Source organism: Cobetia sp. ICG0124, assembly GCF_004006355.1.
GTDB lineage: Bacteria > Pseudomonadota > Gammaproteobacteria > Pseudomonadales > Halomonadaceae > Cobetia > Cobetia marina.
The window spans coordinates 2732830-2755733 of record NZ_CP024893.1 but is presented as its reverse complement, the minus strand read 5'-3'; the positions used below and the strand labels follow the sequence as shown (position 1 = coordinate 2755733).

At 64.6% G+C, this 22904-nt stretch carries 17 protein-coding genes and 1 pseudogene; 13 read left to right on the top strand and 5 right to left on the bottom strand.

Going from position 1 to position 22904, the window contains the following annotated elements; genetic code table 11:
* Positions 1-49 precede the first annotated feature (49 nt).
* Positions 50-1270: an acetyl-CoA C-acyltransferase gene (locus CU110_RS12900; protein WP_084209289.1), complete on the bottom strand. Its 1221-nt coding sequence runs from the start codon at positions 1268-1270 to the stop codon at positions 50-52.
* A 117-nt stretch (positions 1271-1387) separates the two neighbouring features.
* Between CU110_RS12900 and CU110_RS12895 the strand changes: the two genes are divergently transcribed.
* The 5 genes from CU110_RS12895 (at position 1388) to CU110_RS12875 (ending at position 7835) form a co-directional block, all read left to right on the top strand.
* On the top strand, positions 1388-1990 hold the full coding sequence (locus CU110_RS12895) for a TetR/AcrR family transcriptional regulator (protein WP_084209288.1): 603 nt from the start codon (positions 1388-1390) through the stop codon (positions 1988-1990).
* Positions 1991-2279: 289 nt separating this feature from the next.
* Positions 2280-3938, top strand: coding sequence for an AMP-binding protein (locus tag CU110_RS12890; protein ID WP_084209287.1), 1659 nt, complete (start codon positions 2280-2282; stop codon positions 3936-3938).
* 7 nt (positions 3939-3945) lie between these two features.
* On the top strand, positions 3946-4710 hold the full coding sequence (locus tag CU110_RS12885) for an SDR family NAD(P)-dependent oxidoreductase (protein ID WP_084209286.1): 765 nt from the start codon (positions 3946-3948) through the stop codon (positions 4708-4710).
* A 51-nt stretch (positions 4711-4761) separates the two neighbouring features.
* Complete coding sequence (locus CU110_RS12880) at positions 4762-6573, top strand: acyl-CoA dehydrogenase C-terminal domain-containing protein (protein ID WP_084209285.1); 1812 nt, start codon at positions 4762-4764, stop codon at positions 6571-6573.
* Positions 6574-6638: 65 nt separating this feature from the next.
* Entirely contained in the window at positions 6639-7835 is a 1197-nt protein-coding gene (locus CU110_RS12875) for an AI-2E family transporter (protein WP_240665386.1), read from the top strand.
* 110 nt (positions 7836-7945) lie between these two features.
* On the opposite strand, the gene trxA is transcribed toward CU110_RS12875, so the two are convergent.
* Positions 7946-8269: a thioredoxin gene (trxA, locus tag CU110_RS12870; protein WP_043333971.1), complete on the bottom strand. Its 324-nt coding sequence runs from the start codon at positions 8267-8269 to the stop codon at positions 7946-7948.
* A gap of 251 nt (positions 8270-8520) precedes the next feature.
* Entirely contained in the window at positions 8521-9297 is a 777-nt protein-coding gene (locus CU110_RS12865) for a sulfite exporter TauE/SafE family protein (protein WP_077379302.1), read from the bottom strand.
* A 176-nt stretch (positions 9298-9473) separates the two neighbouring features.
* Here CU110_RS12865 and cysB point away from each other — a divergent pair, with 176 nt between their 5' ends.
* Positions 9474-10445: an HTH-type transcriptional regulator CysB gene (gene cysB / locus CU110_RS12860; RefSeq protein ID WP_084209284.1), complete on the top strand. Its 972-nt coding sequence runs from the start codon at positions 9474-9476 to the stop codon at positions 10443-10445.
* On the opposite strand, the gene CU110_RS12855 is transcribed toward cysB, so the two are convergent.
* Positions 10446-11072: a phosphoadenosine phosphosulfate reductase family protein gene (locus tag CU110_RS12855; protein WP_077379306.1), complete on the bottom strand. Its 627-nt coding sequence runs from the start codon at positions 11070-11072 to the stop codon at positions 10446-10448. It lies immediately after the preceding gene.
* Positions 11073-11287: 215 nt separating this feature from the next.
* The gene (gene pabB, locus CU110_RS12850) at positions 11288-12739 is read right to left on the bottom strand and encodes an aminodeoxychorismate synthase component I (RefSeq protein ID WP_084209283.1); all 1452 of its coding nucleotides are present in this window, start codon (positions 12737-12739) and stop codon (positions 11288-11290) included.
* Positions 12740-12980: 241 nt separating this feature from the next.
* On the opposite strand from pabB, the gene CU110_RS12845 reads away from it, so the two are divergent.
* From CU110_RS12845 to CU110_RS12815, 7 genes and pseudogenes are all read left to right on the top strand, one after another.
* Positions 12981-13853 (top strand): alpha/beta hydrolase, encoded by an 873-nt coding sequence (locus CU110_RS12845; protein WP_084209282.1) that lies wholly within the window; start codon positions 12981-12983, stop codon positions 13851-13853.
* A gap of 163 nt (positions 13854-14016) precedes the next feature.
* Entirely contained in the window at positions 14017-14796 is a 780-nt protein-coding gene (locus tag CU110_RS12840) for a GntR family transcriptional regulator (RefSeq protein ID WP_084209281.1), read from the top strand.
* Positions 14797-14869: 73 nt separating this feature from the next.
* A complete protein-coding gene (gene prpB, locus CU110_RS12835; RefSeq protein WP_077379313.1) occupies positions 14870-15781 on the top strand; it encodes a methylisocitrate lyase in 912 nt (303 codons plus the stop codon).
* Between the two features lie 182 nt (positions 15782-15963).
* Positions 15964-17121 carry a 2-methylcitrate synthase gene (gene prpC, locus CU110_RS12830; protein ID WP_084209280.1) on the top strand — a complete coding sequence of 386 codons (1158 nt, stop codon included), beginning with the start codon at positions 15964-15966 and terminating at the stop codon, positions 17119-17121.
* A gap of 67 nt (positions 17122-17188) precedes the next feature.
* Positions 17189-19891 carry a Fe/S-dependent 2-methylisocitrate dehydratase AcnD gene (acnD, locus tag CU110_RS12825; RefSeq protein ID WP_084209806.1) on the top strand — a complete coding sequence of 901 codons (2703 nt, stop codon included), beginning with the start codon at positions 17189-17191 and terminating at the stop codon, positions 19889-19891.
* Complete coding sequence (gene prpF / locus CU110_RS12820; protein ID WP_084209279.1) at positions 19888-21156, top strand: 2-methylaconitate cis-trans isomerase PrpF; 1269 nt, start codon at positions 19888-19890, stop codon at positions 21154-21156. The genes acnD and prpF overlap by 4 nt, the downstream gene beginning before the upstream one ends.
* 324 nt (positions 21157-21480) lie before the next feature.
* A pseudogene (locus CU110_RS12815) lies at positions 21481-22869 on the top strand (bifunctional 2-methylcitrate dehydratase/aconitate hydratase); the annotation flags it as partial.
* Between the last annotated feature and the right edge of the window lie 35 nt (positions 22870-22904).

The window sequence follows — 22904 nt, the reverse complement described above, 5'->3', positions numbered from 1 at the left end:
GCGCCGTCTCGGCGCGAATGATTAGGTCGGCTCAGCCCCCGTTCCCGGCTCAGCCTTCCAGTTCGACGGCGATCGCGGTGGCCTCACCGCCGCCGATGCACAGTGCCGCGATGCCGCGCTTCTTGCCGCGCCGTTCCAGCGCATTGATCAGGGTGACGATGATGCGTGATCCGGTGGAGCCCACCGGGTGACCCTGGGCGCAGGCTCCCCCGAAGACATTGACCTTGTCGTGCGGGATGTCGTGGGCATCCATCGCCAGCAGTGTCACCACGGCGAAGGCCTCGTTGATCTCGAACAGATCGACATCCTCGGTGGTCCACTCCAGTCGCTTCATCAGCGAATCGATGGCCCCGATGGGGGCCAGCGTGAATTCGCTGGGGTGCTGGGAGTGGGTGCTGTGACCGAGGATACGGGCCTTGACGGCCAGGCCACGACGCTCGGCCTCATCACGTCGGGTCAGCACCAGGGCCGAGGCACCGTCAGAGATGGAGCTGGCATTGGCGGCAGTGATGGTGCCGTCCTTGGCAAATACCGGACGCAGCGTGGGAATCTTGTCGAGGTTGGCCTGGAAGGGTTGTTCATCCTGCTCGACGAGACTCTCGCCCTTGCGACTCTTGACCGTCACCGGCGCGATTTCCGGGGCGATGTCGCCGGCCTCGGTGGCGGCCATGGCGCGCTTGAGTGATTCGATGGCGAAGTCATCCATGCGCTGACGATCGTAGCCACGCGCATCGGCCACTTCCTGGGCGAACACGCCCATCAGCTTGCCGGTCTCGGCGTCCTCCAGGCCATCGAAGAACATGTGGTCCTTCAGTTCTCCATGTCCGAGGCGATAGCCGCCGCGTGCCTGGGTGAGCAGGTGCGGGGCATTGGACATCGATTCCATGCCACCCGCCAGCATGATGCGGTTGGTGCCGGCACGGATCAGGTCGTGCGCGAGCATGGTGGCTTTCATGCCGGAACCGCACAGCTTGTTGATGGTGGTCGCGCCGATGTTGTCCGGGACTCCGGCCTGGCGCATGGCCTGACGTGCCGGGCCTTGCTTGACGCCTGCCGGCAGTACGCAGCCGAAGATGCCCTCATCGATATCGGCGGGTGTCAGGCCTGAGCGTTCGATGGCGGCCTTGATGGCCACGGCGGCGAGCTGCGGTGCGCTGAGGCTGGAAAGCGAGCCCTGCAACCCGCCCATCGGCGTGCGCGCCCCGGACAGGATCACGATGTCGTCAGCGGCGGTGGTGGGGCTTGGCGTGGTGCGGGAAGCGGTCGTCATGACGGTCTCCAGTGTCTTGTTATTGGAAGATCACCTGTGGCGTTCGGCGTTGTGATCACTGCGTGGCTGTGCTTTGATCCATTCAATCCCATAAACCAAGCAAGCGCTAGTTATACGATGAATGTAGCCACCGCCTCACCCCGTCGCAAGGAGCTGGTACGCATCGCCGCCCGTCTGTTCGTGGAGGAGGGCTTCGATCGCACCACCGTTCGCATGTTGGCCCAGGAAATGGGCATCAAGTCCGGCAGCCTGTTCCATCACTTCGCTGACAAGCAGGAAATCCTGTGCGCGGTGATCGAGGAGGGCATGTTCAGCGCACTGGCCATCGCGCGTGAGCATCTCGCGCGGCTGGAAGCCGGCATAGCCCCCGCATCACGGCATCAGCAGGCGCGAGATCGCTTGCTGGCATTGGCGCGGGCGCATCTGGAAACCCTGCTGACGGACCGCAATGCGCATGTCGTGGCGCTCTACGAATGGCGTCGCCTCGAGCAAGCCTCGCGGGAGCATCTCGTGCATCTGCGTGACGAGTATGAAGCCCTGTGGCGCGACGCCATCGAGGCGGCCGTCGACGCGGGACTGCTCAAGGGAGACGCTCTGCTTCTGCGCCAGTTCATGCTGGGGGCGCTCAACTGGAGCGTACGCTGGTACCGTCCCGAGGGTGAGCGTTCCCCGGATGAGCTGGCCGAGGCGCTGGTCGACAGCCTGTGTCGTCTTCCCTGAGCGAACGGCGTCTGCTACACAGCGTCTGTTACACGGCGTCTGTTACACGGCGTCTGCAACTTTCGGCCAGTCGAGCGCCACAATGCTTGCCGCACGACAGGCTTGTCGCTAACTTGACGTTTACGTTAACTGTAGATGGACTGACGCCCAGCCATCTCGATCCGCCCCGGAGCGCCACTCAGGAGCCAGTCACGCCATGACGCCAAGCGATACAACAACAAACCGCACGTCACGCGCCGCCTCTGCTGCATATGTCGCTACATCTGACGAACCTGCGAATTCATCCGCCATGCAACCGGCTGCCAGCCAGACGCTGAGCGAGTATCTGGAACATTTCGACATCGACGCGTTGCGCGATGAACTCCTGACGTCCTCCGGGCAAGGGCACATGGGCAATGCCTTTGACGCCTGCATCGGTCGGCACCTGCGCGCCGGGCAGGGCGAGCGCATCGCTCTGGTCCACGAGGATGAGCATGGCAAGGTACGCACGCTCAGCTACGCCGAACTGGATCTCGAGAGTGCTCGCATGGCCACGGCGCTGGCTGCGCAGGGCGTCGGACCCGGCGAGCGCGTGGCCTGCATGCTGTCGCGTACGCCTGAGCTTCTGATCGCGCTGGCCGCCACCTGGCGATTGGGCGCCATCTATCAGCCGCTGTTCACGGCCTTCGGAACGGATGCGCTCGCCTACCGTCTGTCGCGCGCCGAGACCAGTGTCGTGATCACCGAGTCCGGTCAGCGTGCCAAGTTCAGGGCGCTTGCGAGCCATCCACCGATCATCTGCGTGCGCGGGGAGGGGGAGGCACTGGATGAGGGGGATCTGGACTGGCAGGCCCTGATGCAAAGCGAGCCCCTGGCGCAACCGCCCGTACAATTGCCGAGTGATGCGCCCTTTCTGCAGATGTTCACCTCCGGCACGGTCGGCAAGCCCAAGGGGGTGGCGGTGGCACTCAATGCGCTGCCGGCCTTCTGGCTCTATCAGCGGCTGGCAGTGGATCTGCGACCCGGCGAGCGCTTCTGGAACATGGCCGACCCCGGTTGGGCCTACGGGCTTTACTACGGGATCACGGCACCTCTGTTGCTGGGTGCCACCACCTACTTCATGCAAGCTCCCTTCAGCGCGCAGGGCGGGCTGGACTTCCTGCAGCGCCACGCCATCGACAACTTCGCGGCGGCGCCCACGGCCTATCGGATGCTCAAGGCCTCCGGGCTCGGGGAGGGGGCCTTCGAGCGCCTGACGCTGCGCGTGGCGAGCTCGGCCGGCGAGCCGCTCAATACCGAGGTGGTGGGCTGGGTCGCCCGTGAGCTTGGCTGCACGGTGATGGATCACTACGGTCAGACCGAAGTCGGCATGGTCTGCTGCAATCATCATGCTCTGGCGCATGAGGTGGTCATCGGCAGCGTCGGCTTCCCCTTGCCCGGCTATCGCCTGGCCGTGCTGGACGCCGAATACCGGGAGCTTGCGCCCGGTGAACCGGGCGTGCTGGCGGTGGATATCGCCAATTCCCCCGCCTATTTCTTCTCCGGCTATACCTGGCAGGAGAAACAGCCCTGTGTCGAAGGCTATTACCTGACCGGGGATGTGGTCGTCGCGGAGCCTGATGGTCGCTTCACCTTCGCCGGCCGTGACGACGACATCATCACCACCTCGGGTTATCGGGTCGGCCCGGCGGATGTCGAGAACGCCATCCTTGCCCATCCCGCCGTCGCGGAGTCCGCGGCGGTCGGCAAGCCGGATGACCTGCGCGGCGAGATCATCAAGGCCTACGTGGTGCTGCGCGACGGACATGTCGGGGATGAAGCCCTCGCCGAGGCAATACGCAGCGAAGTGCGCCAGCGGCTATCAGGCCACAGCTATCCCCGCGAGATCAGCTTCGTGGACCACCTGCCCAAGACACCCTCGGGCAAGATCCAGCGATTCCTGCTGCGCGCCGAAGCTCGCGAGGAGTGAGACCCGCATGAAGATTGCCGAGCACTGCTTCCTGATCACGGGTGCCGCCTCCGGCCTGGGGGCTGCCACAGCGGACCGTCTGGTGGCCGCCGGTGGACGCGTCGTACTGGCTGACATCTCCGAGGCCGCACGCGAGCATGCCGCGGCACTCGGTGCGTCGGCACGCTTCTGTCATTGCGATATCACCGATTCCGCGAGCGTGAGCGCGGCGCTGGATGTCGCCGAGCAGAGCTTCGGAGCCCTTCATGGCGTGATCCACTGCGCGGGCGTGGTGAGCGTCGCCAAGCTGGTGGATCGCGAGGGGGAACCGGCGCCGCTGGAAGGGTTCGAGAAGACCCTGGCCATCAATCTGAGCGGTACCTTCAACGTGGCGCGTCTCGCGGCGGCCCGCATGGCGCGCAATGTGGCCGAGGGGGAAGACGGAGAGCGCGGCATCATTCTCAACACCGCTTCGGTCGCGGCCTTCGATGGCCAGATAGGGCAATGTGCCTACAGTGCTTCCAAGGCCGGGGTGGCAGGCATGACCCTGCCGATGGCACGCGAACTGGCGCGTCACGGCATTCGCGTGATGGCGATTGCCCCTGGCGTGTTCGAGACACCGATGATGGCAGGCATTCCGGAGCCTGCTCGCGAGGCGCTGTGCGAGGCCGTTCCGTTTCCCAAGCGCCTGGGGCGGCCCGATGAATTCGCTCGCCTGGCCGAACACATCATCACCAACGGCATGCTCAATGGGGAAGTGATCCGTCTCGACGGCAGCATCCGCATGGCCTGAGCCTGCCGTCAGGTCATCGCCGCCGCGTCGCGACGGCACAAGGAGTACAGCATGCCCGACTATCAGGCGCCCTTGCGCGATATTCGCTTCGTGATGAATGAGCTGCTCGACTACCCCGCGCATTACGCCCGCCTGCCGGGTGGCGAAGATGCCAGTGATGACATCGTCAGCGCGATTCTCGAGGAAGGGGCACGCTTTGCCAACGAGGTGCTGACGCCGCTCAACCAGTCGGGCGATCTCGAGGGCTGTACCTTCGAGGGGGGAGAGGTGAAGGCGCCGCGTGGCTTCAAGGCCGCCTATCAGCAGTATGTCGAGGGCGGTTGGCCGAGTCTGGCAGCCTCACCGGAGCATGGTGGCCAGGGCCTGCCGCCGTCTCTGGCGATGGTGCTCTCGGAAATGGTCGCCTCCGCCAACCTCTCGTGGGGCATGTATCCGGGGTTGTCACATGGCGCGATGAACGCCCTTGAGCACCATGGCAGCGAGGTGCTCAAGCAGACCTATCTGACCAAGCTGGTCGAAGGCCGCTGGACCGGCACCATGTGTCTGACCGAACCGCACTGTGGCACGGATCTGGGGCTGATCAAGACCCGCGCCGTGCCACTGGATGACGCCGATGGCAGCAAGGGGTACGCCATCAGCGGTACCAAGATCTTCATCTCCGCCGGCGAACACGATCTCTCGGAGAACATCGTGCATCTGGTGCTGGCCAAGTTGCCGGACGCGCCGGAAGGCTCACGCGGCATCTCGCTGTTCGTGGTGCCGAAGTTCCTGCCGGATGCCAGTGGCGAGGCCGGAGAGCGCAACGGTGTCAGCTGTGGCTCCATCGAGCACAAGATGGGTATTCACGGCAACGCGACCTGCGTGATGAACTTCGACTCCGCGATCGGTTATCTGGTCGGCCCGCCGCACAAGGGGCTGGCCTGCATGTTCACCATGATGAATGCCGCGCGGCTTGGCGTGGGCATCCAGGGCGTGGCGCTGGCCGAGGCCAGCTTCCAGAATGCGCTGAGCTATGCGCGGGACCGTCTGCAGATGCGAGCTCTCTCGGGGGCCAAGGCGCCGGAGAAGGCAGCCGACCCGATCATCGTGCACCCGGACGTACGGCGCATGCTGCTGACCCAGAAGGCCATCGCCGAGGGCGGACGCATGCTGGTGATGTACGCCGCCCAGCTCAATGATCTTGTCGAGAATGCGCCGGACAGCGAAGAGAAGACTCGTGCCGACACGCTGTTGGGCCTGCTGACGCCCATCGTCAAGGCCTTCCTGACCGAGACCGGCTTCGAGGCGACCAACCATGGGGTGCAGGTGTTCGGTGGCCACGGCTTCATCCAGGAGTGGGGCATGGAGCAGTTCGTGCGCGATGCGCGCATCACGCTGCTCTATGAAGGCACCACCGGTATCCAGGCGCTGGACCTGCTGGGACGCAAGATCCTGATGAGCCAGGGCGAGTCGCTCAAGGTCTTCACCAAGGAGATCCACAAGTTCTGTCAGGCCAGCGAAGGCAGCGAATTTGCCTCGCCACTTGCGGAGCTCAACCGCGAATGGGGTGAGCTGACCATGGCGGTGGGCATGGGAGCGATGCAGGACCGCGAGGCGGTCGGTGCTGCCAGTGTCGATTATCTGATGTATGCCGGTTACGTCACGCTGGGCTACCTGTGGGCGCGTGCCGGTGAGACCGCCAGGGCAGCGCTGGCATCTGGCACGGGGGACGCGACCTTCTACCAGGCCAAGCTGGATACCGCACGCTTCTACTTCCAGCGCATCCTGCCGCGTACCCAGGGGCATGCCGCGATGATTCGTGCCGGCGGCGAGACGCTGATGGCACCTGCGGTGGAGGGCTTCGGCAGCGGGTTCGAGATCTGATGCAGTAACTGACAGGATAGGTGGCGCAGGATGCAGGCTAACGATACCCCTGAAGAGCGCATGACATGATGGTGGGTGAGCCGAGCAGTGTCAGCGAAGGCACTTCCGCCGAGGAGGCCGTGGCACGCATGCAGGTGCCGCGAGACGAGCGTCAGCAGGAAGCGCTGGAGCTTTCCGGGCGTTCTCGCCATGTCCCCAAGGTCCGCAAGGCGCTGGAGATCCATCCGCTGCTGGTCGGCATGGCCGCGCTGGTGGTGATCATCGGTGGCCTCAAGATGGCGGCAGACCTGGTGGTCCCCCTGCTGATGGCGGTGTTTGTCGCGGCGGTCTGTGATGCGCCGGTGCGCTGGCTGGCCCGACACGGCATCGGCCAGCGTTTCGGGGTGCCCATCGTCATCCTGACGGTCTGCATCCTGTTTTCCTCGCTGGCGGCCTTGCTGGTCTCACGCTTCACCCTGTTCAGCGATGAGATGCCCAAGCTGGAGGAAAGTCTGCGGGAGCAGTATCAGAGCATGCTGGAATGGCTGGCAGGCCACGGCGTCTCCATCGCGCCGGCGCGCTTCAGTGAGCTGGTGGATCCGGCATCGCTGACGCAATGGGTGCCCAACCTGCTCACCGGGCTGGGCGGTCTGCTGTCTTCCAGTGTCATCATCGTGCTGACGGCCACCTTCCTGTTGTACGAAGCCCTGTCGCTGCGCGACAAGCTGATCACCACTCTGCGCAGCCCGCATGTCAGCCTGCGCCGCTTTACGCTGTTCTCGTTGACGCTGCGACGTTATCTGGCGGTCAAGACGTTGATCAGTCTGGTGACCGGTGCGCTGGTCGGCATCAGCTGTCTGGCACTGGATGTGGAGTTCGCCTTCCTGTGGGCCACGCTGGCCTTCTGCCTCAACTACATTCCCAATATCGGGTCGGCGCTGGCCGCGGTGCCGGCAGTATTGCTGACGCTGGTGATGCCGGAGGGTGGGGCGGTCAAGGCGTTGATGCTGGGCGGCTGCTACCTGGCGATCAATTTCATTCTCGGGAACATGATCGAGCCGCGCGTGATGGGGCGGACGCTGGGGCTGTCGACACTGGCCGCCTTCCTGTCACTGGTGGTGTGGGGCTGGGTGTTCGGCCCGGTGGGGATGCTGTTGTCGGTGCCGATCACCATGACGCTCAAGATCGCCTTCGACTCGCACCCGGGCACGCGCTGGGCGGCACGCCTGCTGGGACCCTCCGCCAGACGCATTCGACGTCGCCGACGCATGGCGGAGGAATAGCGCGTCGGCAAGGAATGCAGAAGGCCCCGTCACGTTGAGCGTGACGGGGCCTTCTGGTGTTCATCTCGTGTCTGGTGACTGCCGGGGCAGCCACCTTCGAGCGGACCGGTTTAGAGGTTCTGCTCGATGAACTGGCTCAGTTGTCCCTTGGACTGGGCACCGACCAGCGAGGCGACCTTGGCGCCGGACTTGAACAGGATCACGGTCGGCACGCCACGCACGCCTTGCTCGGCGGCGATTTCCGGTGCGTCATCGACATTGACGTTGACGATCTTCAGGCCTTCGCCCTTCTCGTTGGCGACTTCCTCGACGACCGGCGCCATCATCTTGCACGGGCCACACCAGGGCGCCCAGAACTTCAGCAGTACCGGGGCTTCAGCGTTGAGAACTTCCTGTTCGAAGTTGGCGCCGGTGACATCGACGTGATTGGACATCTTGTTTCTCCAGGGGATTCGTTTCGCTGTCTGCGGCATTGCCGGACATGCAGGCTGCGTCCGATGGTAGCGCCACTTTCCATCACTGACAAATGGGCATTGTCCATCGACTCAATAGCACGGGGTTATGATCGTTGGTATTTTTATAGCTGTTTTATTGGTTGGAGGGAATAGCCACGCAGCAGGCAATCACGATTGCCTGCTGCGACATTGGTCTGGATTACGCGTGCAGCAGCAAAGGAAGGGCGGGGTCAGAAGAAGGCGTAGCGGATGCCAAGCCCCAGCAGCAGGGTGGTGAGCAGCCCCTGCAACAGGCTGCCGGGCATGTGGCGCGTCAGGCGTGCGCCAAGGCTGATGGCAGGCAGGGAGCCGACCAGCAATGCGCCGAGCAGCAGGAAATCGACATTGCCCAGCCATAGATGCCCCAGGCCTGCGACCAGTGTCAGTGGCACGGCGTGGGCGATATCGGTGCCGACGATGCGTGCGGTGCTCAGAAGCGGGAACAGCATGATCAGCACGGCCGCCCCGAAGGCACCGGCGCCGACGGAGGACAGGGTGACGCATACGCCCAGCACGATGCCCGACAGCACGGTCAGCGGTGCCGCATGCCGCACGATGAAGCTTTCCGGACTGATCAGGCCCAACAGGCGTTTCTTGAACAGCAGCACGCCGGCGGTGAGGATCAACATCACGCCCAGCATGCCCTTGATCAGGCCTGCGTAGGCGGTGGGGTCCGTGAAGAAGGCATGCAGCACGCCGATGGTCACCAGCGCGGCGGGGATGGAGCCCAGGGCCAGGCGACGGGTGATGGTCCAGTCCACATGCCCCTGGCGATGGTGCGCGAAGGCACCGCCGGCCTTGGTGATGGCGGCGTAAAGCAGATCGGTACCGACCGCGACATGCGGCGGAAAGCCGAACATCAATAGCAGCGGTGTCATCAGTGAGCCACCGCCCACGCCGGTGACACCGACCGCAAAGCCCACTCCGGCGCCTGCCAGTACGTATAGCAGCAGCTGTGTGACATCCATCCCTTGTCTACCCCTTGTCAGGTTACTGCCGTCAATCTACTCTTGACTGTATATTCCCGAAAGGAATCATTGTTCATGATTTTATCGCCCGATCATCTTAGCAGGGTGAACGGCCATGTCCGGGCCACTGTCGCGCTCTCCCGCGTCGACGGGGCTTCTCAGGAGAGTGAAGTCGCATGAAACTCCAGCAGTTGCGTTACATCTGGGAAGTGACCCGACACAATCTGAACGTGTCAGCGACCGCTCAGAGCCTCTATACCTCACAGCCGGGGATCTCCAAGCAGATTCGTCTGCTGGAGGATGAGCTGGGCGTCGAGATCTTCGCGCGCAGTGGCAAGCATCTGACGCGCGTGACGCCGGCGGGTGAGTCGATCGTCGAGCTGGCAAGCCAGGTGCTGCGTACGGTGGAGAACATCAAGCATGTCGCGCAGGAACACAGCGATGATCGCCGTGGCAGTCTGGCGATCGCCACCACCCACACCCAGGCACGCTATGCCCTGCCGCCGGTAATCGCCGATTTCACGCGCAAGTACCCGGATGTCGCGTTGCACATGCAGCAGGGCACCCCGAAGCAGATCGCCAACATGGTCAGTGAGGGGCAGGCCGATTTCGCCATCTGCACCGAGTCGCTGGAGCTGTTCAACGACCTCATCCTGCTGCCGTGCTACCGCTGGAATCGCTGCGTGCTGGTGCCGAAGAATCATCCGCTGGCCAATGGCGAGGAGCTGACCCTCGAGACACTGGCCAGCTATGCGCTGGTCACCTACACCTATGGCTTCACCGGGCGCAGCCAGCTGGATGATGCTTTCAAGTCACATGGCCTGGCACCCAATGTCGTGCTGACCGCCTCGGATGCCGATGTCATCAAGACCTATGTGCGCCTGGGCATGGGCATCGGCATCGTCGCGCACATGGCGGTGGACGAGGTGGCGGACGAGGACCTGGTGGCGCTGGATGCGACGCATCTCTTCGACAGCTCGACGACCAAGATCGGCATTCGTCGCGGCACCTTCATGCGCAGCTACATGTTCGAATTCGTCGAACGCTTCGCGCCGCACCTGACACGCGATCGTGTCGAGGCGGCACTGGCCGCCGGCCCGCGCCACGAGCACGAGATCTTCCACGATATCGAGCTGCCGGTGCGCTGATCAGTGCGCCAGGTGCAGGCCACACTCACGGTTGTCTTCCGCCTTGGTCGGGTCGACGTAGTCGAACTCGTTGGGCAGGTCGTGGGCGACCAGATACTCGTGCATCTGCTTGGAGGACCAGTGGAGCACCGGTGCGACCTTGATCAGGCCATCTCCGTTCAGCGAGACCGGCTGCATGCCGGCACGGAAGGCGGTGTCACTGGCGCGCACGGCGGTGAACCACATCTCGGGGTTCAGCTCACGCAGGGCACGCTCGAAGGGCTCGAGCTTCACTTCACGGGTGAAGGCTTCGTGGCGCGGGTCATCGATATGCGGCGTGAGGCCATCGACGGCTTCACGGTGCGCGCGGGTACGCTGCGGCAGATAGATGATGCGATTCAGATTCAGCTTGCGCGTCACCTCATCGGCGAAACGATAGGTGGCATCGGTGTTGTAGCCGTTGTCCATCCACACGATGGGGATGTCAGGACGGAAGCGCGTCACCATGTGCAGGATCACCGCCTCGAAGGGGCGGAAGTTGGTGGTGCAGATGGCGTGCTTGTCCAGCGACAGAGCCCAGCGAGTCAGGGCTTCGGGGTCGTTGCCGAATTCGGCATTGATGCGGGCGAGATCGAAGGTATCGGACATGAGGAGTCTCCAGAACGAGGGCACGTCCGATGGAGCGGGGCGCAGGGCTGATCAATGGCCAGGAAAGGCCATCAGCAGAGGCGAGTAGCGCTCAAGGAGACGTGCAGGAATGCGCCTACCCTATCAAAGGCGGGCACTGCTTCCCCAATACGAATTCGTTCGATCGTTATATGCCATCGAGTTATGGCGCTCATGACGGCTTATAACGCCGCCTGTCAGCCGAGCGCTTCCATCAGGCGCTGGATCTTGGCCAGGCTTTCGCGGTATTCGGCCTCTTCCTCGGAATCGGCGACCAGGCCGCCGCCGCCCCACAGGTGTACCTGGCCCTCGGCGATCACCGCCGTGCGGATCGCGATCGAGGTATCCATGTGCCCGCGGATGTCCAGGTAGCCGAGGCTGCCGCAATAGGCGCTGCGGCGAACCGGCTCCAGCTCCTCGATGATCTGCATGGCGCGGATCTTGGGCGCGCCGGTGATGGAGCCACCGGGGAAGGCGGCGCCGAGCAGATCCAGCGCATCGCGCCCTTCCTCCAGGGTGCTGGTGATGGTGCTGACGGAATGGTGCACGTTGGCGTAGCTCTCCAACGCGCACAGCGATGGCACCTTGACGCTGCCGGGCGCGGAGACACGCCCCAGATCATTGCGCAGCAGGTCGACGATCATCACGTTCTCGGCGCGGTCCTTGGGACTGGCCAGCAGCTCGGCGGCCAGTCGGGCGTCCTCTTCCGGTGTCGCGCCACGTGCGCGGGTGCCCTTGATCGGCTTGGTCTCGACCGCGCGGTGATTGACCTCGACGAAGCGCTCCGGCGAGACGGAGACGATCGCCATCTCCTCGCCCTTGGCGTCCTGCCAGCTCAGATAGCCCGCATAGGGCGTCGGCGTGGCCTGACGCAGACGCAGGTAGGCATCCCAGCTGTCGCCACTGCAATCGGCGGAAAAGCGCTGGGTCAGGTTGATCTGGTAGCAGTCACCAGCGTGCAGATACTCCATCACCTGGCGGAAGCGTTCGCCGTAGCCCGCGCGATCCAGCAGCGGCGCGAAGGGGGTGTCGAGGGCGAAGTCGGCGCTGCTCGGCGCCGGTTGCTCCAGCCATTCCAGCACCTGCTTGCGACGCTGTGATGAGGCGATCAGCCAGCTCTGCTGACGCTGATGATCACTGATCAATGCCCAGTCGTAGAGACCGAGCCGCGACCAGGGCAGGGCGATGTCGTCCTCGGCCGTGGCGGGCAACGTCTCGAGTGCGCGCCCGAAGTCATAGCTCCAGTAGCCCAGCAGGCCGGCGATGAACGGCAGGTCCTCGGCTGTCAGGTCATACTGGGCGAGCTCTTCGCCCGCCAGCGTCTGCGGCAGCAGTGTCAACAGCTGGCGCTGGGCCTCGATCACCGGCAGCCGCGCGAGGCGCTCCAGTGCTTCACTGAACTGGCTCAGGTCACGCATCGACTCCGGCAGTGGGCCGGTGAGCTTGCCGCCATGCGCGCCTTGCTCCAGCACGGCCAGCGGGTCGCTGCTGATGATGTCGAAGCGACCGCCGGCCAGTGAAGGCTGGCCGCTGTCGAGCAGCACGGCGTCGGGGCGCGTACGCAGGCGTGCGAAGCGCGACAGTGTGGATGCCTCGTCCTCGGCGGCGAGGGCGTAGGGCAGGGCAGTGATTTCGAGCGAGATGGTCATGACAGCTTCCGTTGGCGGACAGGGCATTCTAGGCATCCAGACGCGTTTTGTCCGCCCATGCGTGCGGATTCCGATGAGGGGCTGTCCTTGTTGGCTTGCCGTTCTCCCGTGCGCTGATTAAGGTGCCTGCCTCTGAACGCCCTGCGCCGTCATCGACGACTGCCCCGACGCGTGTGCTGACGTTCGCCCAGTCCTCTTGCCCAGTCGCTTGCCCAGCCCTGGCACCCTACCGGAGCCCTGCATGCATCCCGAGTTCGAACATGGCCAACATCTGCTGTCACGTCCTGACCAGACCCTCTTCTGGCAGCGTCTGACGCGTCGTGAATCAAATGGTGGGCGTCGCTTGCTGATGCTGCACGGCGCGGGTGTGGCCGGCACGCTGACCTGGGCGCCGCTGGTCGGGCATCTCACGGCCCATGACGAGCTGATCATTCCTGACCTGCGCGGCATGGGGCAGACGGTGTCACCCGATGGCGGTGAACCTCCCTTCACCCTCGAGCAGGTGGTCGAGGATGTGATGGCCTTGATCGAGACGCAGCGCATCACGCATTTCGACCTGATCGGCTACAGCTTTGGCGGGCTGGTCGCCATGCGTCTTGTCCAGCGTCTGCGCGCCGAGCGCCCGGAGGTGAAGGTCGGCGACATCAGCCTGCTGGAACCGGCACTGCTGGAGCGCGAATGCCACGCCACCATGATCCAGGTACGCGATGGCTACGCCGAGGCGGCGCATGCGATGCGCGAGGCGGCAAGCCCCGAGGCGGGGATCACCGCGTTCCTCGACCTCATTTCCCCGCATCGCACGCGCAACCCGCGTGCCGAGCGCATGATGGTGGCGCGTCTGGCGCATCGCCATCTGGGCTTCGCCAATGCCCTGGACTGTGTCACGCATGCCGTGCGCGAGATTGACCGCGAGGCCCTGCTGGCTGACGTGCTGGCGGCAGGCGGCGAGGTACGCAGCATGGTCGGTGGCAAGAGCCCCACGACCCTGCGTGACTATCATGCGCTGCTGGCCGAACGTCATCCGGGCTGGCAATCGCTGGAAATCCCCGGCACCGATCATTCGCTGCCCTTCCAGAAACCCCGCCGTATCGGCGCGGAGCTCAGCTTCGGCTAAATCTAACGCCAAAGGTGTAGAGGATTTGGCGGATTGCATCTTGACCCACACAGGCGCGCTGGCTAGTCTGGCATTCAGTGAATGATTGTCGACAATGGTGCTGAAAGTCCCTCGCCGCCATTGCCTTGCCTCTGTCCCTTGCCAGCCGGATTGCCTGACCGCCATGACCACCGATGCCTTTCACAATGCCACCACCGCTCGAAGCCTTGCGCGCGGCGCGACTGCCGAGCAGGCAGGTCACACCGCTTCCGCGACGGCAGCGACCCCTGAGGTGCGCACCCTGGCCGAGCGTGTCTTCCATCAATTGCAGGACGCCATCGTGCGTGGCGAGCTGGCACCGGGCAGCAAGATCACCGAGCCCGGCCTGGCTCAGGCCTACGGGATCTCGCGCGGACCGCTGCGCGAGGCCATGCGCCGCCTCGAGGTCCATCGTCTGATCGAGCGCGTGCCCCACGTCGGCGCGCGGGTGGTCAAGCTCTCGATGACCGAGCTGCTGGAGCTGTTCGATGTGCGTGAGGCACTGGAAAGCATGGCCGCCCGTCTGGCCGCACGCCACATGACACAGGAAGAGGTCGCGCGGCTGCGCAGCGTGCTCAAGACCCACGAACAGCAGTCGGACCTCAAGACCGGTACCGCCTACTTCCAGAAGGAAGGCGACCTCGATTTCCACTATCAGATCGTGCTCGGCAGCCACAACCACATGCTGATGACGATTCTCTGTGATGACCTCTATTACCTGGTACGAATGTACCGCACCCAGTTCAGCGCCAGTGGATCACGCCCGCAGAAGGCCTTCGTCGAGCATCATCGCATCGTCGATGCCATCGAGTCCGGCGATGAGGAACTGGCGGAGTTGCTGATGCGCCGCCATGTCAGCGCCTCGCGGGAGAACGTCGCCCGCCGCTATGCCGCCACGCTCAAGCAGGAGCAGGGCGAAGAGTGAGCTGACGCACCGCTCACGACTTGAACCGACCGAACAATTCCAACCCCGTCATGGGCCCAGCCCGGGAGATGTCATGTCACGCCATCTGAGTTCCACCGCCCTGCCAAGCCCCGGTGCCCGCTTCCGCGCGGCGCTGGAGGCCAATCGTCCGCTGCCCATCGTCGGCACCATCAATGCCTACACCGCCATCATGGCCGAGCGCGTCGGGCATCAGGCGATCTACCTGTCCGGTGGTGGCGTGGCCAATGCCTCCTACGGTCTGCCGGATCTGGGCATGACCAGCATGAATGACGTGCTGGAAGATGCGCGTCGCATCACCGCCGCCAGCGAGCTTCCGCTGCTGGTGGACATCGATACCGGCTGGGGTGGCGCCTTCAACATCGCGCGCACCATTCAGGAGATGGAGCGCGCCGGCGTGGCTGCCGTGCACCTGGAGGACCAGGTCGCCCAGAAGCGTTGTGGACACCGTCCCAACAAGGCCATCGTCTCCAGCCAGGAGATGGTCGATCGCATCAAGGCCGCTGCCGATGCGCGTCGTGATGACAGCTTCTATCTGATCGCGCGCACCGATGCCTTCCAGAAGGAAGGGCTCGAAGCCGCCGTCGCACGTGCCAACGCCTGTGTCGAAGCCGGTGCCGACGCCATCTTCGCCGAGGCGGTGCATACCCTCGAGGACTACCGTGCCTTCTGTGAGGGCGTCGACGCGCCGATCCTGGCCAACATCACCGAATTCGGCGCCACGCCGCTGTTCAACCAGCGCGAGCTGGGCGATGTCGGCTGCCGGATGGTGCTCTATCCGCTGTCTGCCTTCCGCGCCATGAACGCCGCCGCCCTCAAGGTCTACCAGAACATCCACGACAAGGGTGATCAGAAGGATGTCGTCGACGACATGCAGACCCGCATGGAGCTCTACGACTTCCTCGATTACCACACCTTCGAGCAGAAGCTGGACACCCTGTTCGAGGCCGAAAGCCGCAAGGATTGATGCCAGACGCTCGAGACGGACGCCATGTCTCGCCTCTGGAGGTCATCGGCTTCACGGGCCGGCACTCTCGGCCCGATCGTTTCTCCCTCGCTGGCAGACGCCTGGCCGGCGAGGGGCTTGACGCTTTATGCCCTACAAGAAAAAGAACAACTCAATGACGTCACTGCCAAGGAGATCACGCCATGTCAGATACCATCGCCAACCCGACCACCGCTACTTCGAGCACCAGCGCCCCCAGTGGTCTACGCGGCCAGAGTGCCGGTGAGACGGCGCTGTGCACCGTCGGCAAGTCCGGTTCCGGTCTGCGCTATCGCGGTTACGACCTGGAAGACCTCGCCAGTCACGCAGCCTTCGAGGAAGTTGCCTATCTGCTTCTCAAGGGCAAGTTGCCCAATCAGGCGGAGCTGGATGCCTACATTGCGCGCCTCAAGGGGTTGCGGGGTCTGCCGGACGCCTTGAAGGCGGTGCTTGAGCAGATTCCGGCCAGCGCTCACCCGATGGATGTGATGCGTACCGGGTGTTCGATGCTCGGCAATCTGGAGACCGAAGAGAGCTTCGAGGAGCAGTCCGATCAGGCCGACCGCATGCTGGCCGTGTTCCCGTCGATCATCAATTACTGGTATCGCTTCAGTCATGATGGCGTGCGCATCGACACCGAGACCGATGATGACTCCATCGGCGCGCACTTCCTGCACCTATTGCATGGCGAAGCCCCCAGCGAGTTGCATGCTGCGGTGATGAATACCTCGCTGATCCTCTATGCCGAGCACGAATTCAATGCCTCGACCTTCACCGCACGTGTCTGCGCCTCGACGCTGTCTGACCTGCACTCCTGCGTGACGGCAGCCATCGGCTCGCTGCGCGGACCGCTGCATGGCGGTGCCAACGAGGCGGCGATGGCGATGATCGAGCACTGGCGCTCACCGGAGGAAGCCGAGCGCGAGATTCTCGGCATGCTGGAACGCCGCGAGAAGATCATGGGCTTCGGCCACGCCATCTACCGTGAGCGTGACCCGCGCAATGCCATCATCAAGGAGTGGTCTCGCAAGCTGGCGGACGATGTGGGCGATACGCAGCTCTACGCCGTCTCCGAGTGCGTCGAAGCCGTGATGTGGCGCGAGAAGAAGCTGTTCTGCAACGCCGACTTCTTCCACGCCAGCGCCTATCACTTCATGGGCATTCCCACCAAGCTGTTCACGCCGATCTTCGTCTGTTCACGCCTGACCGGCTGGGCGGCGCATGTCTTCGAGCAACGCGCCAACAATCGCATCATCCGCCCGAGCGCCGATTACACCGGCCCGGAGCATTGCGACTGGCTGCCCATCGAGCAGCGCGACTGACCCTTTCCTCGGCCAGTCAGCGTGCTGGCCGATCGTTTTCCTGATCGCCTGATGAGTCCGGATGCCCATGAATACCGAGTATCGCAAACCCCTGCCTGGCACGGCGTCACCGGGTACCCCGGTCGACTACTTCGATGCGCGTGCCGCCGTGGAAGACATCGCCCCCGGCGCCTACGCCGGTCTGCCCTATACCTCACGCGTACTGGCCGAGAACCTGGTGCGCCGCTGCCCGCCGGATCAGCTGCGTGACAGCCTCGTGCAATTGATCGAGCGTCGGCGTGATCTCGATTTCCCGTGGTACCCCGCGCGCGTCGTGTGTCATGACATCCTCGGTCAGACCGCGCTGGTGGATCTGGCCGGTCTGCGCGATGCCATCGCCGAGCGCGGCGGAGACCCGGCCAAGGTCAATCCGGTGGTGCCGACCCAGTTGATCGTCGACCACTCGCTGGCGGTGGAGCACGCCGGCTTCGACAAGGACGCCTTCGCCAAGAACCGCGCCATCGAGGAGCGTCGCAACGAGGACCGCTTCCACTTCATCGACTGGACCCGTCAGGCCTTCGAGAACATCGACGTGATCCCGCCGGGCAACGGCATCATGCACCAGATCAATCTGGAGCGGATGTCGCCGGTGATCGAGTCGCGCGCCGATGAAAAGGGCCATCAGGTCGCCTTCCCGGATACCCTGGTGGGCACCGACAGCCACACGCCACATGTCGATGCGCTGGGCGTGATCGCCGTCGGCGTCGGTGGGCTGGAGGCCGAGAGCGTGATGCTGGGGCGTGCCTCCTACATGCGCCTGCCCGACATCATCGGCGTGCGCCTCACCGGGCGCCCGCAGCCGGGCATCACCGCCACCGATATCGTGCTGGCGTTGACCGAATTCCTGCGCGCCGAGAAGGTCGTCTCCTCCTATCTGGAATTCTTCGGCGAAGGCGCGGCCAGCCTGACGCTGGGTGATCGCGCCACCATCTCCAACATGACGCCGGAGTACGGCGCCACGGCGGCGATGTTCTACATCGACCAGCAGACGCTGGATTACCTGGCCCTGACCGGCCGCGAGCCGGAGAACATCGCGCTGGTCGAGCGTTACGCACGCGAGACTGGCCTGTGGGCAGATGAGGCCGGCCATATCGAGGGCGCGGTGGAATATGAGCGCGAGCTGACCTTCGATCTGTCCTCGGTGGTGCGCACCCTGGCGGGGCCCTCCAATCCGCACAGTCGCGTGCCGACCAGCGAGCTGGCCGCGCGCGGCATCTCCGGCGTGGTCGAGCATGAACAGGACGAGGACGGGCGTGATCTGATGCCGGATGGCGCGGTGATCATCGCCGCCATCACCAGCTGCACCAATACTTCCAACCCGCGCAACGTCATCGCCGCAGGGTTGCTGGCTCGGCGCGCCAATGCGCTGGGACTGACGCGCAAGCCGTGGGTCAAGACCTCGCTGGCGCCGGGCTCCAAGGCGGTGCAGCTGTATCTGGAAGAAGCGGAACTGCTGCCGGAACTCGAGCAGCTCGGCTTCGGCATCGTCGGCTTCGCCTGCACCACCTGCAACGGCATGAGCGGTGCGCTGGACCCGGCGATCCAGCAGGAAATCATCGAGCGCGATCTCTATTCCACCGCCGTGCTGTCCGGCAATCGCAACTTCGATGGCCGTATCCATCCCTACGCCAAGCAGGCTTTCCTGGCCTCGCCGCCGCTGGTGGTCGCCTACGCCATCGCCGGCACCATCCGCTTCGATATCGAGAAGGACGTGCTGGGGCATGCGCCGGACGGCTCGCCGATCATGCTCAAGGACCTGTGGCCGAGCGACGAAGAGATCGACGCCATCGTCGGCTCCAGCGTCAAGCCGGACCACTTCCGTCAGGTTTATATCCCGATGTTCGAGGCCAGAGACGACCGCGATGCCTCCACCAGTCCCCTGTATGACTGGCGCGAGATGAGCACCTACATCCGTCGTCCGCCGTACTGGGAAGGCGGCCTGGCCAGCGCGCCGACGCTCACCGGCATGCGGGCACTGGCGGTGCTGGGGGACAACATCACCACCGATCACCTGTCGCCCTCCAATGCCATCATGGCCAGCAGTGCGGCGGGCGAGTATCTGGCCGCGATGGGCCTGCCGGAGGAGGACTTCAATTCCTACGCCACCCACCGTGGGGACCACCTCACTGCACAGCGGGCCACCTTCGCCAATCCCAAGCTGATCAATGAGATGGCGGTGGTGGAAGGGGCAGACGGCAAGCGCGAGGTCAAGCAGGGCTCGCTCACGCGTCTGGAGCCGGAAGGCAAGGTAGTGCGCATGTGGGAGGCCATCGAGACCTACATGCAGCGCAAGCAGCCCTTGATCATCATCGCGGGTGCGGATTACGGCCAGGGCTCGTCGCGTGACTGGGCGGCCAAGGGCGTGCGGCTGGCGGGGGTCGAGGCCATCGTCGCGGAAGGCTTCGAGCGTATCCACCGCACCAATCTGGTCGGCATGGGCGTGATGCCGTTGCAGTTCGCCGCCGGTACCACACGCAAGACGCTGGCGCTGGATGGCAGCGAGATCTACGCCGTCGAGGGCGAACCGGCCCCGGGGGCAGCGCTCACGCTGGTGATCGAGCGCACCGCCGGCGACAAGGCAGGCCAGGTCGAACGCGTGCCGGTCACCTGTCGCCTCGATACCCGTGAGGAGGTCTCCATCTACTCCGCGGGCGGTGTGCTGCAGCGCTTCGCTGAAGACTTCCTCAGCTCACAGGCACCGGGCGAGACGGCGGCGGAGGTATCGGCATGAGCCAGCAGGCACAGCTCAGGATTCCCGCCACCTATCTGCGTGGCGGCACCAGCAAGGGCGTGTTCTTCCTGCACGATGAACTGCCGGAAGCGGCGCAGGTGCCGGGCCCGATGCGTGACGCCCTGTTGCTGCGCGTGATCGGCAGCCCCGACCCCTACGCCAAGCAGATCGACGGCATGGGGAGCGCGACCTCCAGCACCAGCAAGACGGTGATCATCAGTCGCAGCGAACAGCCGGATCATGACGTCGACTACCTGTTCGGCCAGGTCTCCATCGACTCGCCCTTCGTCGACTGGAGCGGCAACTGCGGCAACCTCTCGGCGGCGGTCGGGCCCTTCGCCATCGAGAAGGGCCTGGTGCCGGCCGAGCGCCTGCCGCGTGACGGCATCGCCGAGGTGCGCATCTGGCAGGCCAACATCGCCAAGACCATCATCGCGCGGGTGCCGATGTGCGAAGGGCGCGTCCAGGAAACCGGCGACTTCGCCCTGGATGGCGTGACCTTCCCGGCCGCCGAAGTGGCGGTCGCCTTCCGCGATCCCGCCGCGGGTGAGGGCAGCATGTTCCCCACCGGCAATGTGGTCGATGCGCTGGAGGTGCCGGAATCGGTGGTCGCTGGCGGGCAGATCCAGGCGACCCTGATCAACGCCGGCATCCCGACCATCTTCGTCAATGCACGCGACCTCGGCTATCAGGGCACCGAGCTGCAGGAGGCGATCAACTCGGACGGCGAGGCGCTTGCGCGCCTCGAGACATTGCGCGCCCACGGCGCACTGCGCATGGGACTGATCAATGATCTCGCTGAGGCGGCCACGCGGCAACACACCCCCAAGGTCGCCTTTGTGGCGCCGCCGGTGGATCACGTCGTCTCCAGCGGCCGGGAGATCAAGGCAGGCGAGATCGATGTGCTGATTCGCGCCGTGTCGATGGGCAAGCTGCACCACGCCATGATGGGCACCGCGGCTGTCGCCATTGCCGCGGCGGCTGCGGTACCCGGCACGCTGGTCAATCTTGCCGCCGATGGCGGAGCCGAGGCTGAGTCTGGGGCCGGGCAGGCTGGCGCGGCGCGTGACTCGGTGTGCTTCGGACACCCCTCCGGCACGCTCAGGGTCGGCGCGAGTGCCCATCGGCAGACAGAGGCAGGCCAGGTCAGTGATGGCCAGCAAGGCGAGGGCGAGTGGACCGTCAGTGAAGCGGTGATGAGTCGCAGCGCGCGTATCCTGATGGAAGGCTGGGTGCGGGTGCCGGCGGAGACCTTGATGCGCTAGCGCCGGCATTGGCAGGCGATGGTCTACTGTCAATATATCCCTCTTGATATCCCTCCTGCGGCATCTCGATGAAAGCCGGCCTGGCATGCATGTGCAGAGGGCCGGCTTTCGCGTCTCTGTGGTATGTGTGCAGGCAGTGGGGGGAGTACAGCGCCAATCAGGCCAGCGCCAATCAGCGCCCGGACTATGACCCGGAGCTTCAGCAGATCGCCGACTATGTGCTGGGGTATTGCAACGATCCCCCTGTCTCGAATACGGATGCGGATGTGGATTCGATGAGTGGACGGTCTGGCCGGCAAGCACGAGCGCTCAGGTCCCTCGGCAGAGGCGATGGACACCGCTCGTCTGTGTCTGATGGATACTCTCGGCTGCGGCATCCTGGCGCTGCGCTTCCCGGAATGCACCAAGCATCTCGGGCCGCTGGTGGCCGAGACGCTGGTGCCGCATGGCGCGCGCGTGCCCGGCACCGCCTTCAGTCTCGATCCCGTCAAGGCGGCATGGGACATCGGCTGCACCATCCGCTGGCTGGATTACAACGACACCTGGCTGGCGGCGGAGTGGGGGCATCCCTCGGACAATCTCGGCGGCATTCTGGCGGTGGCGGACCATCTCTCGCGCCAGCGTGTCGCTCAGGGCAAGCCGCCCCTGGTGATGCGCGATGTGCTGGAGAGCATGGTGATGGCGCACGAGATCCAGGGTGTGCTGGCGCTGGACAACAGCTTCAACCGCGTTGGTCTCGACCATGTCATGCTGGTCAAGGTGGCGACCACCGCCGTGACGGCGCGCTTGATGGGGGCGAATCGCGAGCAGTTGCTGTCGGCGCTGTCGCACGCCTTCGTCGATGGCCAGAGCCTGCGCACCTATCGGCATGCGCCCAACGCGGGCTCGCGCAAGAGCTGGGCGGCGGGGGACGCCACCTCACGCGGCGTGCGGCTGGCGGACATCGCCCTGCGTGGCGAGATGGGCGTCCCCGGCGCCCTCAGTGCGCCGCAGTGGGGCTTCAATGATGTCTCCTTCAGTCATGGCAACCGCGATCTCGCCCTCAAGCCTGAAGGCGAGCGACGTCTGACGCTGGCGCATCCTCTGGGCAGCCATGTGATGGAGAACGTGCTCTTCAAGGTCTCCTTTCCGGCCGAATTCCATGCCCAGACCGCCGCAGAGGCCGCCATCCAGCTCCATCCCGAGGTGCGCGGCCGGCTCGAGGAGATCGAGCGCATCGAGATCACCACCCACGAATCGGCGATCCGCATCATCTCCAAGCAGGGCGCGCTCGCCAATGCGGCGGACCGCGATCACTGCCTGCAATACATGGTCGCGGTGCCGCTGATCTTCGGGGAGTTGAACGCGGATCACTATGAAGATGGCTTCCATGCCGCTCACCCGGAGATCGACCGGCTGCGTGACAGGATGATCGTCAAGGAAGAGGCGCGCTTCACCCGCGAGTATCTGGAAGCCGACAAGCGCTCGATCGCCAATGCCCTGCGGGTGGTCTTTTGCGATGGCAGTGCCACCGAGCAGGTGACGGTGGAATACCCGCTGGGACATCGCCGGCGGCGTGAAGCGTCGCTCGTTCCGCTCAAGGACAAGTGTCGGGCCAATCTGGCCACCTGCTTCCCGCCCTCGCGTTGCGACACCCTGATGGCGTTGCTGGCCGATCGCGAACGACTCGAAGCACTGCCCGTGCACGAGTTCATGGCGCATTGGGTGCCGTGAGGCTGCCAGCCGCATGATGTCCCGTTGGCAATCAG